10 protein-coding genes are annotated in these 13,519 nt (G+C 62.5%); 7 read left to right on the top strand and 3 right to left on the bottom strand.

Annotated elements, in window-relative coordinates:
• Positions 1 to 112: 112 nt before the first annotated feature.
• A complete protein-coding gene (locus WNZ15_RS05920; RefSeq protein WP_342892033.1) occupies positions 113 to 1,093 on the top strand; it encodes a DMT family transporter in 981 nt (326 codons plus the stop codon).
• Positions 1,094 to 1,215: 122 nt separating this feature from the next.
• Here the strand turns inward: WNZ15_RS05920 and WNZ15_RS05915 are convergent, their stop codons facing one another.
• The 3 genes from WNZ15_RS05915 to ade all read right to left on the bottom strand — a co-directional run bounded on the left by WNZ15_RS05915 (position 1,216) and on the right by ade (position 6,086).
• Positions 1,216 to 2,886, bottom strand: a complete 1,671-nt coding sequence (locus tag WNZ15_RS05915) for a long-chain fatty acid--CoA ligase (RefSeq protein ID WP_342892032.1) — start codon at positions 2,884 to 2,886, stop codon at positions 1,216 to 1,218.
• 305 nt (positions 2,887 to 3,191) lie between these two features.
• The gene (locus WNZ15_RS05910; RefSeq protein ID WP_342892031.1) at positions 3,192 to 4,349 is read right to left on the bottom strand and encodes an AAA family ATPase; all 1,158 of its coding nucleotides are present in this window, start codon (positions 4,347 to 4,349) and stop codon (positions 3,192 to 3,194) included.
• 15 nt (positions 4,350 to 4,364) lie between these two features.
• Positions 4,365 to 6,086 (bottom strand): adenine deaminase, encoded by a 1,722-nt coding sequence (gene ade, locus WNZ15_RS05905; protein WP_342892030.1) that lies wholly within the window; start codon positions 6,084 to 6,086, stop codon positions 4,365 to 4,367.
• A gap of 385 nt (positions 6,087 to 6,471) precedes the next feature.
• On the opposite strand from ade, the gene WNZ15_RS05900 reads away from it, so the two are divergent.
• The 6 genes from WNZ15_RS05900 to zwf all read left to right on the top strand — a co-directional run bounded on the left by WNZ15_RS05900 (position 6,472) and on the right by zwf (position 13,413).
• On the top strand, positions 6,472 to 7,794 hold the full coding sequence (locus WNZ15_RS05900) for an ROK family transcriptional regulator (RefSeq protein ID WP_342892029.1): 1,323 nt from the start codon (positions 6,472 to 6,474) through the stop codon (positions 7,792 to 7,794).
• Positions 7,795 to 7,818: 24 nt separating this feature from the next.
• Positions 7,819 to 8,835 (top strand): sugar ABC transporter substrate-binding protein, encoded by a 1,017-nt coding sequence (locus WNZ15_RS05895; protein WP_342892028.1) that lies wholly within the window; start codon positions 7,819 to 7,821, stop codon positions 8,833 to 8,835.
• A gap of 79 nt (positions 8,836 to 8,914) precedes the next feature.
• On the top strand, positions 8,915 to 9,997 hold the full coding sequence (locus WNZ15_RS05890; RefSeq protein ID WP_342892027.1) for an ABC transporter permease: 1,083 nt from the start codon (positions 8,915 to 8,917) through the stop codon (positions 9,995 to 9,997).
• Positions 9,997 to 10,770 (top strand): ATP-binding cassette domain-containing protein, encoded by a 774-nt coding sequence (locus tag WNZ15_RS05885; protein ID WP_342892026.1) that lies wholly within the window; start codon positions 9,997 to 9,999, stop codon positions 10,768 to 10,770. The genes WNZ15_RS05890 and WNZ15_RS05885 overlap by 1 nt, the downstream gene beginning before the upstream one ends.
• Before the next feature lie 105 nt (positions 10,771 to 10,875).
• On the top strand, positions 10,876 to 11,823 hold the full coding sequence (locus WNZ15_RS05880) for a carbohydrate kinase (protein WP_342892025.1): 948 nt from the start codon (positions 10,876 to 10,878) through the stop codon (positions 11,821 to 11,823).
• Between the two features lie 114 nt (positions 11,824 to 11,937).
• Positions 11,938 to 13,413: a glucose-6-phosphate dehydrogenase gene (zwf, locus tag WNZ15_RS05875; RefSeq protein WP_342892024.1), complete on the top strand. Its 1,476-nt coding sequence runs from the start codon at positions 11,938 to 11,940 to the stop codon at positions 13,411 to 13,413.
• Positions 13,414 to 13,519 lie beyond the last annotated feature (106 nt).

Here is a 13,519-nt window from a genome sequence, read left to right as displayed (position 1 = left end):
ACGAAACGCGCTAAGCTTGCCGCAACTGCAACGAAAAGCCCAATCCGGCACGTGCTCTTGCTCCGGCCCCCACGGCCCGCCGCATCCGCATGCCGTCCGCCCGGAAACCATTATGGACATGCAAAGCAAGCCGCCGGCGCCTCCCAGGGCCGCCGGCAATCGTTTCCATCGCAGTCTCGCCAGAAGGACGGCGCACCTGCCGTCCAACACCATCGGCGCGCTCTGGATCCTGCTGGCGGCCTTCCTGTTTTCCATCATGGTCACGCTGATCAAGTTTGTCGGCCAGGATCTGGGCGTCTTTCAGATCCTGGTCGTCCGCCAGGGTGTCATGCTGATCATCGTCGCCCCGAAGATCCTCAGCGGCCTGCCGACGTCCCTGGCAACCAGGCGGCCCGGCCTCCAGATCACCCGCATCGTCGTCGCCGCGACAGCCATGCTTTTCGGCTTCACCGCGGTCATCGAGTTGCCTCTGGCGGACGCGACCGCGATCAGTTTCTCCAAGACATTCTTCCTGACGATTTTCGCCATCTGGCTGCTCGATGAAAAAGTCGGCGTGCACCGTTGGGGGGCGACCATCGTCGGCTTCCTCGGCGTCGTGTTGATGCTGCGCCCCGATGGCGATGGCCTGTTCGATCCCTTCGCCCTGATGGCCCTCGCCGGAGCGGCCTGCGCCGGCATGGTGATGATCGTGGTGCGCATGCTCACGCGAACCGACGCACCGGTCACCATCCTGACCTATCAGGCCTTCGGCGTCGGCCTGATCATGCTGATCCCCGCGGTGCTCACCTGGCAGGCGCCGACACTGACGCAATGGGGAGTACTGATCCTGATCGGCATCGTGTCCTGGGCGGCCCAGATGGCAAACATCCAGGCGTTCAAGGCCGGCGAAGCCACCGCCATTGCCTCTCTCGACTATACCAGGCTGCTTTACGCCACCATATTCGGTGCCCTGGTCTTCAGCCAGTGGCCCCGGCTGGAAACCCTGATCGGTGCGGCAGTCATCATCGCCGCCTCGATCTACACGGTCCGGCGCGAGGCCAAACGCGGCCGCGAACTCGCCCGCGCCGCCGAGGGGCGCGGGTATAACAACTGAGGTTTGCGCGTGATCGCGAAGACCCGCAGACCTGAACGCCTGGCATCATTCCGGGCAGGTCCGGCAGATGACGGACGCCGATCCGGGGGTGTGCGTTTCCCCGCATCGGCATCGTGAAAGCCTCAGCCGCGTTGTGCCTCGGCCTGGGCCCGCTTTTCCGCCTCTTCCTCGACCAGTTCCTTTTTCGACAATTTGCCGACCATGGTCTTCGGCAGCTCGTCCCGGAATTCGAATTCCCGCGGCAGCTCGATGGTCGACAGGTGCTCCCTGAGGAAGGTCTTCAGATCCTCGCCTGTGAGGGAACAGCCGTCCTTCAGCTTTATGAACGCCTTGGGCGACTGGCCGCGGTATTCATCCGGAATCGCGATCACGATCGTCTCGTCGACCGCCTCATGCTGGTAGATCGCTTCCTCGATCACGCGCGGATAGACGTTGTAGCCGGAGCACAGGATCAGGTCCTTGATCCGGTCGACCAGATAGATGAAACCGTCCCCGTCGATATAGCCGACGTCGCCGGTATGCAGGTAGCCGTCCCCGGTGATGCTGTCGGCTGTGGCATCCGGGCGTTTCCAGTAGCCTTTCATGATCTGCGGACCATGAAGCATCAGCTCGCCCTTTTCGCCGGCCGGAACCTCGCTGACCCTGTCCTCGATACTAACGAAGCGCGCGCTTGTTCCCGGCGCGAGCCGGCCGATGGAGCCGGCCCTTCGGCTGTCGTTCAGCGGATTGACCGCGGCCACCGGCGAGGATTCGGTCAGGCCGTAGCCTTCCACAAGGACGCAGCCGGTGATCTTCTCGAAACTTTCCTTCACCTCGACCGGCAGGGGCGCCCCGCCGGACAGGCACAGATTGATGCTGGAAAGATCGTATTTCTCGGTGATCGGCGCGTTGTTGATTGCCGTGTAGATTGTGGGAACGCCCGGAAAGAGCGTCACTTTCTTGCGCACGATCGCCTCGAGCAGCGCCTTCAGTTCAAAGCGCGGCTGCAACACCATTTCCGCGCCCAGAATGATCGACAGATTCTGCGCAACCGTCATGGCGAAGACGTGAAAGAACGGCAGCACGCACAGCATGCGCTCTTCGCCCTCGCGCGCCTTTTCGAAGATGCAGCGCATCTGCTCGATATTGGCGGACAGGTTCCTGTGCGTCAGCATCGCGCCCTTGGGCACACCCGTGGTACCGCCGGTATATTGAAGCACCGCAACCGTCTCGTTGACGTCGATCTCGACCGGCGCGGGCGTGTTGCCTCTGGTCTGGAGCTCGTGAAACCGGATGTGGGCCGCGTCCCCTGGAATGTCGGCCAGTTCCTTGCGCTTGAACAGGCCGAACAGGATCTTCTTCAGCGTCGGCAGGCAAAAGCTCATCGGACAGACGATGATCGTGTCGAGGATCTTTTCGCGCCGGACCTGCTCCACCTTGTCGTAGATGATCTTCAGATCCATGGTCACCATGATGCGCACATCGGCATCGCGCGCCTGGAATGCGAGTTCGCGCTCCACATAGAGCGGATTGAAATTGACGACGGTGGCGCCGGTCTTCAGGATCGCAAAATAGAAGATCGTGTAAAAGGGCGTGTTCGGCAGACACAGGCCCACATGGTCCCCCGGCCCGACACCCATGGCCTGCAGGCCGGCGGCTGTCGTGTCGACCAGGTTTCCCAGCTCCGCATAGCTCCAGACCTTGCCCATGAAATCGGCGGCCGGCCGTGCGCCGAACCGGGACACGGTGGCATCGAGATAGTCTTGTACTGGACGGGGCTCAAACGCCGCGTTCCACTCCTCCGCAGTCGTCATAACGTTCTCCAACGCATCGTTATCGCTTCACTGCGCGGATCGGCTGCAAACCAGAAATTCCCGGAAATTCAAAGACCTCCCTGGAACTTCCTTCCTCCATTGCACCCGGGCGTCAGCAAAGTGTCACCTCTCTGGGTCTCTTCTGACATGACGCAACCTTCCGTTCACGTCAACTCGCGACGTAACGACACCCCGGTACTTTTTTGCAACCGCCCCTTCATGACAGCTAGATAAGATCTCCTGGGCGGTTGGCAATAGTTTCGGAATATCAGAAACTTATTGAACACGGTTTGATTTCTTGACGATCACCGTTTCGGCCACGCCCACCTGGGTGCATCGACACCGTCCACAACCGTCTCCCCCAGTTCCTTGCGCAATTCATACCGGACGCAGTCTTTCTCGGCGGCCAGTTCGCTGACCAGCGGCAGCGCATGCGAAACGACGATAACCTGTGTCTTTTGCGCGGCCCGGCCGATCAGGCGTGCAAGGGGTTCCAGAAGCGCCGGGTGCAGGCTGGTTTCCGGCTCGTTCAGCACGACCAGGGGCGCGGGCCTGGGCGACAGAAGCGCCGCCGTGAGCAGCAGATAGCGCAACGTACCGTCCGAAAGCTCGCTCGCCCTGAGCGGTCTCAACAGTCCCTTCTGCCGCATCAGCAATTCGAAATAGCCGTCATTGACGGAGATTTCGATACCGCCACCGGGAAAGGCGTCGTCGATGGCATCCGCGAGCCCGCGCTCGTCGCCGATCTCCAGAATGGTCTGAAGCGCCGCCGCCAGATCGCCGCCGTCGCCGCTGAGGACCGGTGTCCTTGTTCCCACCTTCGGAAATCTGGACGGCGCGTCCCGGTCGGTCCTGAGATGATCGTAAAACCGCCAGGCACGCATGCGTTCGCGCATGACCAGCAGCTCAAGCCCGTCTTTCGGATCCGCCGCATGGGTCATCATGCTGTCGAAGCGGGCAAGGTTCTGCAGGACCGGCAGTCTCTGCCCCCGCTCGTTCAGCACGCGCACGGCCGGACCGTTGCGGCCCGCGATTTCATTCGACCGCGACAAGGCCTCCCCGGCCCAAAGGGCTTCGGCCTTGATTTCGGGATCCATGGAAAACATCGAATGGCCCGCATCCGCCGGAAGCCCGAGATCTATGGCATAGCCATAGTCTTCATCGGCAAATCCCAGCTTCAGGCTGACAACGCCCTTGCGCAGAACGCCCTGCACCGGCTGTTCGCCTGTCTTCATGGCCCGGGAGAACGCCTCGGGGCCAGCCCAAAGGGTCGAATTCAGGCCTCCTTCCGCAGCCAGCGAGGCGATCGCCTGGCCCTGCGCCACCTCGGCCAGCAGGCGGATGGACCGGTAGAGGCTCGACTTGCCGCTGCCGTTCGCCCCGGTCACCAGCGTGATCCGGTCCAGCGGCAGCACAAGATCGCGCAACGAACGGTAGCCGGAGACGGCAAGGGTCAGGATCATGGCGAATGACCTTTGTCAGGATCCCTGATCGATGAGCTCGAACCTGTTCACGTCGAACATGCCGAAATCGGTGATCTTCAGATGCGGAATCACCGGCAGTGGCAGGAAGGCGACCTGGAGGAAGGGTTCCGCAAGCGTACAGCCGAGCTCCTTGGCGGCGGCGCGCAGGTGTTCCAGCTCCGTCTTCACGGTCTCGAACGATTCCAGGCTCATCAGACCGGCCAGCGGCAAGGAGAGTTCGGCCTTGACCCCGTCCTTGTCGGCAACCGCAAAACCGCCCTTCATGGCGATCACCCGGTTGACCGCATGGGCCATGGCCTCCTCATTGGCGCCGACCACGCAGATGTTGTGGCTGTCGTGCCCGACGGACGAGGCGATCGCGCCCCGCTTCATGCCGAAGCCGTTGACGAACCCGAGGCCTATATTGCCGGTGCCCTTGTGCCTTTCGACCACGGCCACCTTCAAGACGTCCTGATCGAGATCGGCGAGCGTCTTGCCGCCCGTCACCGGCAGGGTCCGCTTCAGGTGTTCGGTGATGATTTTTCCCGGTACGACACCAATGACGTCCGCTTCGCTGTTGCGGGCGGGAATTTCGAATTTCATGGCGGTGACCGGCCCCACCCTGACGCTGTCCAGGCCGACGGGCGGAACGATCTTGCGCCTCTGAAAAACTTCGTCACGAACAACAACACCGCCGCTGACGACCTGGACAACCCGGCAATCCTCGAAATCGCTCAGGAGCGCGATGTCCGCCCGCTTGCCCGGCGCGATCACGCCCCGGTCCTTCAGGCCGAACGCATTGGCGGCCGACCAGCTCGCTGCCCGGTAGACGTCAAGCGGCCTGATGCCCTTGGCGATCAGGCGGCGGATCATGCTGTCCAGATGGCCTTCCTCGGCAATGTCCAGCGGATTGCGGTCGTCCGTGCACAGCGCCACGAAGGCCGACACGTCCGGTGTCAGGATCGGCGCCAGCGCCTCCAGATCCTTCGACACCGAGCCCTCCCGTATCAGTATGGCCATGCCCTTGGCGAGTTTCTCCAGGGCCTCTTCGGCCGTGGTCGCCTCATGATCGGTGCTGATACCCGCCGCCAGATAACCGTTCAGGCCGTCCCCTCTCAACAGCGGCGCGTGGCCGTCGATATGACCGCCCTGAAACGCCGCCAGCTTGGCAAGCACCTTGGGATCGCGCGCCAGGACACCCGGAAAATTCATGAATTCGGCAAGGCCGATCACACTGGGGTGATCCCGGAACGGCAGCAGGTCGTCGATTTCCAGACAGGCTCCGGAGGTCTCGAAGGCGGTCGCCGGAACGCAGGAAGACAGGTTGACCTTGAGGTCCATGACCGTTTCTAGAGAGGATTCCAGAAAGTAGCGGATACCTTCCGCCCCCAGGACGTTGGCGATCTCGTGGGGATCGCAGATGGCCGTGGTCACCCCGTGCGGCAGCACGCAGCGATCGAATTCGAACGGCGTGACCAGGGAGGATTCCACGTGCAGATGCGTGTCGATGAACCCGGGGACGGCCGTCAGGCCGGTTCCGTCGAGTTCGACCTTGCCCGAATAGCGGCCATGGGTGCCCACGATCCTGTCGCCGGCGATGGCAATGTCTGTTTCCACCGTCGTTCCGTTGACCACGCTGAACAGATGGACGTTCCTGATCACCAGGTCGGCAGGCTCCGCGCCCATACCCGCGGCGATTGCCCGCGCCAGAAACCCTTCGTCGTGATTGACCGGCATGCGCTCTTTCTCCGATTCTCCAAGTCCAGAGACAATACGGCACTTGCGCGCATCGGCAACGGGGTCACTCAGGCGGACCGGCGATACCCACCATTGCAACCGTTCAGGCCGACCGGGCAGCAAAATGGGACGATAAACAGCGCGCTCTCTCCCGTTCCGGTCTATAAAGGTCCTTTCACGGCCCTTCGGGTCCCGGCGCGGATCTGGGTTTTCAACCTTAATTCCAGAAACTTGCCGCACCACAATGCAGAAACCTTGCGCTGCAACAGCATTTCGGAATTGACAGCGCGATCGAACGGACAAATAATTTCATCAAAATAATTTATTCTGAAGCGCCTGACCCTGTCGAGATTACGGACAGGCGCGAAACCCGGGAGCGAGAATTTTGGAGGGACCCCGCAAGAGCGGGCGCGGATCGAATTCCGCGCAATTGCGGCGCTACAACGAACGCATTGTTCTGCAAATTCTCAGACGCGCCGGAGAAGCGTCCAAGGCCGAACTTTCCAGAGCCGTGCAACTGACCAATGCCGCCATCGGCGCGATTATCCAGAACCTGATCGAGGAAGGCCTGATCGTCGAGGCGGGAAAACGCCATGACGGCGGCCGCGGCCAACCCGCCACCATGCTCCGGCTTGCCTCCGGGGGCGCCTATTCCTTTGGCGTCCGGCTGGACCGGACCAACATGGAAACGGTGCTGATGGACTTTTCCGGCCGGCTCGTCGCCCGCCGCCTTCACGACCTGATCCTGCCCGCGCCCGAACGTGCCCTGGAAATCCTGACCGAGGACCTTGCGATCCTGCGCGGCCACCTGAGCCAAGAGCAGCAAACGCGCATCACCGGGATCGGCCTGGCACAGCCGTTCAACCTCGGCGCCTGGCTGCACGAGCTTGGCCTGCCGGCTGCCCACTTCAGGGAATGGGACGACTATGACCTGGCGGAGGCGCTGCAGGGCGCGACGGGTCTACCCGTTTTCAGCGAGAATGACGGCACGGCGGCGGCCGTTGCGGAGCACTTTTACGGTCTCGGCCGCCAGAACGACGACTTTCTCTATATCTTTCTGGGACCGGCCATTGGCGGCGGCCTGATCGTGAAGGGCGACGTCCTGCGCGGTGTGACCGGAAATGCCGGGGATGTCGCCATGATCCCCGTTCCGCCGAGCCGATTGCCAACCGCCCCCAAGGCACGCCATTCCTGGGACCTGCTGATCACGCGCGCCTCCCTGGTGGCGCTGGCACGCAATCTGGCGCCGGAGGATTTCGGCGGGCTGCAAAGGACGGACCTGCAGCAAGCGGTCGATGACGATGCCCTCCCCTATCGAGAATGGATGGAGGATTGCGCCGAGGCGCTCGCGCTTGCCTTGCGCTCGGCCTATGCCCTGTTGGACATGCCGCTGGTCATTGTCGACAGCGATCTCGGCGGCACCTTTCCAGACACTTTCAAATCTCTCCTGAAGCAAGCCGTCGAGCACGCCGCACCCGAGCAACGCCAGTCTCCGGAAATCGCATTCGGCAGTTTTGGCCAGGACGCCGGTGCCATCGGCGCGGCCAGCCTGCCACAATTCTTCAATTTCTCGCCCAGGGCAGCGATCCTGACCGGTGGTCGAGACAGCGGACCTGCCGGAGCTGGCGGCTCGGAGGATAGAGCCAGCTTTCCGGCAAGGGCAGCTCGGTTGGGAACACATCTGGCCAAACCCGACCGTTCTACGTAACCAAAGGCCAGGGAGGAAACGCATATGACCCGCAAACTAATCGCGACAGCATCCGTGCTCGTTGCCATGGCGGCGGCCCCGGCAGCCGCGGCGGACATCTCCGCCTGCCTGATCACAAAGACGGACACCAACCCGTTCTTCGTCAAGATGAAGGAAGGCGCGACCGCCAAGGCGGAAGAACTCGGCATCGAGCTGAAATCCTTCGCCGGCAAGATCGACGGCGATCATGAAACCCAGGTCGCGGCCATCGAAACCTGCATCGCCGACGGCGCCAAGGGCATCTTGCTGACCGCCTCCGACACCTCGTCCATCGTCCCTGCTGTTCAGCAGGCCCGCGACGCCGGTCTGGTGGTGATCGCTCTCGATACGCCACTTGAGCCGATCGACGCGGCGGATGCGACCTTCGCAACCGACAATTTCCTGGCCGGTGAACTGATCGGCAGTTGGGCTGCGGCCAGCCTCGGCGACAAGGCCTCGGATGCAAAGATCGCCATGCTGGACCTGGCCATCAGCCAGCCGAGTGTCGGCGTGCTGCGCGATCAGGGTTTCCTGAAAGGCTTCGGCATCGACCTGGGCGATCCGAACAAATGGGGTGACGAGACCGACGCCCGCATCGTCGGCAACGACGTCACCCAGGGCAACGAGGAAGGCGGCCGCCGGGCCATGGAGAACCTTCTTGCCAAGGACCCCATGATCAACGTCGTCTACACCATCAACGAACCGGCGGCTGCCGGCGCATATGAAGCCCTGAAGTCCATCGGCCGCGAGAATGACGTTCTGATCGTGTCCGTCGACGGCGGCTGCCCGGGTGTGCAGAACGTCAAGGACGGCGTCATCGGCGCCACGTCGCAGCAGTATCCGCTGCTGATGGCCTCACTTGGCATTGAGGCGATCAAGTCCTGGGCCGACAATGGCACGAAGCCCGAGCCGACACCCGGCAAGGATTTCTTTGACACCGGCGTTGCTCTGGTTACCGACAAGCCGGTCGACGGCGTTGACTCCATCGACACCGCCAAGGGCACCGATCTCTGCTGGGGCTAGATCTCCCCGATAGCAAGACACGAAGGGGGCATGGGCGACGTTGCCCCCTTCAGGAATGGCGCAGAGAGGGAAAACAGGCATGACCTCAGACACAAAACCGGCCGATGACCAGGCCGGCTTCGAAGCCGCCGCGGCGGCCGCTCCGCAGGCCGTCGCCTCATTCGATGACCACGGCCACGGCATCGGACAGAAAATCCAGCACAGGCTGCACCAGACACCGTCGCTGGTGCCACTGATTGTCCTGGTCCTGTCTCTCGTCGTCTTCGGGCTGCTGCTGGGCTCGAAACTGTTCTCGCCGTTCGCGCTGACCCTGATCCTCCAGCAGGTGCAGATCGTCGGCATTGTCGCCGCAGCGCAGAGCATCGTCATCCTGACCGCGGGCATCGACCTGTCGGTCGGCGCGATCATGGTACTGTCCTCGGTGGTGATGGGGCAGTTCACATTCCGATATGGTCTTCCGGTCGAGGTGTCCATCGCCTGCGGCCTCGTCTGCGGCACCCTATGCGGCTATCTCAACGGCTTCCTCGTCGCCGTTGTGAAATTGCCGCCCTTCATCGTGACGCTCGGCATGTGGCAGATCGTGCTGGCAACGAATTTCCTCTATTCCGCCAATGAGACAATCCGCTCCCAGGACATCGCCGCGAACGCTCCGCTGCTGCAGTTCTTCGGCACCAAGGTCAATGTCGGCGGTGCGATCTTCACCTATGGTGTGATCTTCATGGTGGTTCTGATCCTCGTCTTGGCCTATGCCTTGCGGCAAACCGCCTGGGGCCGCCACGTCTATGCGGTCGGAGACGATCCGGAGGCGGCCAAACTGTCGGGCGTGCAGGTCAAAAAGGTGCTGATCTCCGTCTACATGGTGTCCGGCCTGATCTGTGCTTTCGCCGGCTGGGCGATGATCGGCCGCATCGGCTCGGTCTCGCCGACCACCGGTCAGCTTGCGAACATTGAATCCATCACCGCCGTCGTGATCGGTGGCATATCGCTGTTCGGCGGGCGCGGATCGGTGCTGGGCACGCTGTTCGGCGCCCTGATCGTGGGCGTGTTCACGCTCAGCCTGCGCCTGCTCGGCGCGGACGCCCAGTGGACATACCTCCTGATCGGCATTCTCATCATCGGTGCGGTCGCGATCGACCAGTGGATCAGAAAGGTGTCAGTCTGATGGAACCTGTTTTGCAGGCGCGCAAACTGGTCAAGCGCTATGGCCGTGTGGTGGCCATGGACCAAGCCGACTTCGAACTCTATCCGGACGAGATCCTGGCGGTGATCGGCGACAACGGGGCTGGCAAGTCCACCCTGATAAAGGCCCTCAGCGGCGCGGTGCTGCCCGACGGCGGCGAGATCCTCCTCGATGGCAGGCCGGTGCATTTCGGGTCGCCGATCGACGCGCGCGATGCCGGCATCGAGACGGTCTACCAGACCCTTGCCATGTCCCCGGCCCTGTCGATCACGGACAACATGTTCATGGGCCGCGAGCTGAGGAAACAGGGCTTTCGCGGCACGTGGCTGCGCCAGCTCGACCGCAGGAAGATGGAGGAGATTGCCCGCGACAAGCTGAACGAACTGGGCCTGCTGACGATCCAGAACATCAACCAGGCGGTGGAAACCCTGTCCGGTGGCCAGCGCCAGGGCGTGGCCGTCGCCAGGGCCGCGGCCTTCGGCTCCAAAGTAGTCATCATGGACGAGCCGACGGCGGCCCTCGGTGTCAAGGAAAGCCGGCGTGTCCTGGAGCTGATCAAGGATGTGAAGGCAAGAGGAATGCCGATCGTCCTGATCAGCCACAACATGCCCCATGTCTTCGAGGTCGCCGATCGCATTCACATTCACCGGCTCGGCAAGCGCGCCTGCGTGATCAGACCGTCGGACTTTTCCATGTCCGACGCGGTCGCGATCATGACAGGGGCCATGGACCCGCCCGGGAGCCTTGCGGCGTGAGGCCATGTCTGAATAGGTGGCCTGAAAAAATCGGCTGGATGCCGTCGGAATCGGCACATTGCCTGCGCATATCCCTGAAAAGAAATCGAGAGTTCTGGAAGACATATGTATCTGATTTGCGGTGAAGCGCTGTTCGATCTCTTTGGCGAAAACACGACCGGCGACAGCGTCTCCTTTGACGGGCGTATCGGCGGTTCGCCTTTCAACGTGGCCATGGGACTTGCACGGCTGGACCAGGACGCCGCCTTCTTCGGCGGCATCTCGAACGATGCGCTGGGTGAGAAACTGGTCGGAAAATTCCGCAAGGAGGGGGTCTCGGAGCGGTACATCCTGCGCACCGATCACCTGACGACGCTGAGCGTGGTGCAGAAAGACGATCGCGGATCGCCTGCCTATACGTTCTATGGCGAAAACGCCGCCGACCGCATGATCACGGAAGCCGATTTGCCGGATTTCGAAGCGCCGCCCTCGTTCGTGCATGTCGGCTCCTACACCGCACTGGTAGAACCGGTTTCCAAAGCCCTGAGAGCACTGATAGAACGGGAGAGACCCCATGCGCTGATCTCCTTCGATCCGAACATCCGCCCGACGGTTGTCGGCGACATGGACCGGTGGCGCCGCAACACGGAGGCATTGATCCCGTTGACAGACCTCGTCAAGGTAAGCGACGAGGATCTGGAGCTGATCGCGCCCGGCGAACCTGTCGCCGAGATCGCGCGCAAGTGGCTCTCCGCCGGCGCCGGCCTGGTGATCGTCACCAGGGGCGGAGACGGCGCTACGGCCTACGCGTCCGGTGTCACCGTCGACTGTCCTGGCGTCAGGGTAGAGGTCGAGGATACGGTGGGGGCCGGAGACACTTTCCAGGCGGCACTCTTGGCCGGCCTCGGACATCTGGGCGTCCTGAACCGGGAGACACTCTCGACCCTGGACGAGGCGCGCCTGAAACGCCTTTTGGAGTTCGCCGTCAAGGCAGCCGCGATCACCTGTTCCAGGCGCGGCGCCGACCTGCCGCGCAAAAGCGAACTGGAAAAAGAATGGTCCGCCTTGAATTGAGGGGCTGACAAGAGAATTAAACCGATTTAAAAACCTGACGCACAGGTGCAGTGCAACATTGACCGCGCCACCAGTGCTCCGCAGGACGGCAAAGCTGTAGAGAAGGAAAGAAGCATGGCGGTACGCGTCATTGAAGTGGATGAATTCGATCTCATCGTGTTCGGGGCCTCCGGCGATCTTGCCCACCGCAAGCTTCTGCCGGCCCTTTACCATCGCGATGCCGACGGCCAGATGCCGGAAGAGGCCCGCATCATCTGCAGCGCGCGCCGTGATTATTCCGACGACGACTACCGGGACTATGCCAGAAAAGCCCTGGAAGAGCATGTCGCCGATCTCGATGACGCACACCTGGAACAGTTCCTGAAGCGCCTGCGCTACGTCAAGATCGACATCGCCACAGGCGTGGGTTTCGAAGACCTGAAGACCATCCTCGATGACCGTCCGGACGTTATCCGGGCCTTCTACCTTGCGGTCGGACCGGATCTGTTTGGCACGATCTGTGAAAATCTTGGCCGGATCGGCGCCGTCAACGAACATTCCCGCGTCGTCATGGAAAAACCGATCGGCAAGGACGGCGCCTCCGCGAAAGCGCTCAACGACACGGTCGGCGCCGTGTTCGAGGAAGACCAGATCTTCCGTATCGATCACTATCTCGGCAAGGAAACGGTGCAGAACCTGATGGCTCTGCGGTTTGCCAACGCGCTGTTCGAGCCGCTCTGGAACGCGGCGCATATCGATCATGTGCAGATCACCGTGGCCGAGTCCCTGGGGACAGGCGGCCGCGCCGGCTACTACGACACCGCCGGGGCCCTGCGCGACATGGTCCAGAACCACATCTTGCAGTTGCTGTGCCTGGTGGCGATGGAGCCGCCGGAATCCATGAACGCCGACAGCGTCCGGGACGAAAAGCTGAAAGTGCTGAAGGCACTCGCCCCGATCAGCGAACAGAATATCGACAGGCTGACGGTGCGCGGTCAGTATCGGGCCGGAGCCTCGGCCGGCGGAGCCGTTCCCGGATATCTGGAGGAGCTCGGCAATGACGAGAGCCGCACGGAAACATTTGTCGCCCTGAAGGCCGAAATCGCCAACTGGCGGTGGGCGGGTGTGCCGTTCTATCTGCGCACCGGCAAGCGGCTTGCCCAGCGCGTGTCGGAAATCGTCGTCCAGTTCCAGCCGATCCCCCATTCCATCTTCGATGCCGAAGCCGGCGCGATCACGGCCAACCGCCTGATCATCCGCCTGCAGCCCGATGAAGGTGTCCAGATGCAGATCATGATCAAGGACCCCGGCCCGGGCGGCATGCGCCTGCGTCAGGTGCCGCTCGACATGAGCTTCGCGGAAGCCTTCAAGGTGCGCAACCCGGATGCCTATGAGCGGCTGATCATGGACGTGATCCGCGGCAACCAGACCCTGTTCATGCGCCGGGACGAAGTCGATGCCGCCTGGGCGTGGATCGACCCCATCCAGGCCGCGTGGACCGCGTCCAAGGACACGCCGAAGGGATACACCGCGGGCACCTGGGGACCTTCCGCCTCAATCGCCCTGGTGGAACGCGACGGCCGGACCTGGGCGGAGGACGACGGGGCCTGACCCCGCGGTCCGGACCACCCAGCAGCGCCTTCGTCGGTCAAATCGATTGAACGGGGTACGGGCGCGCGAGGAGCGCCCTGTCTGCCGGATTACGCAAGAGCCAGGC

It is taken from the genome of Roseibium sp. AS2 (assembly GCF_038900065.1).
Classification (GTDB): Bacteria; Pseudomonadota; Alphaproteobacteria; order Rhizobiales; family Stappiaceae; genus Roseibium.
The sequence above is the reverse complement of the archived record's forward strand: the minus strand, read 5'-3'. Positions and strand labels throughout refer to the sequence as shown.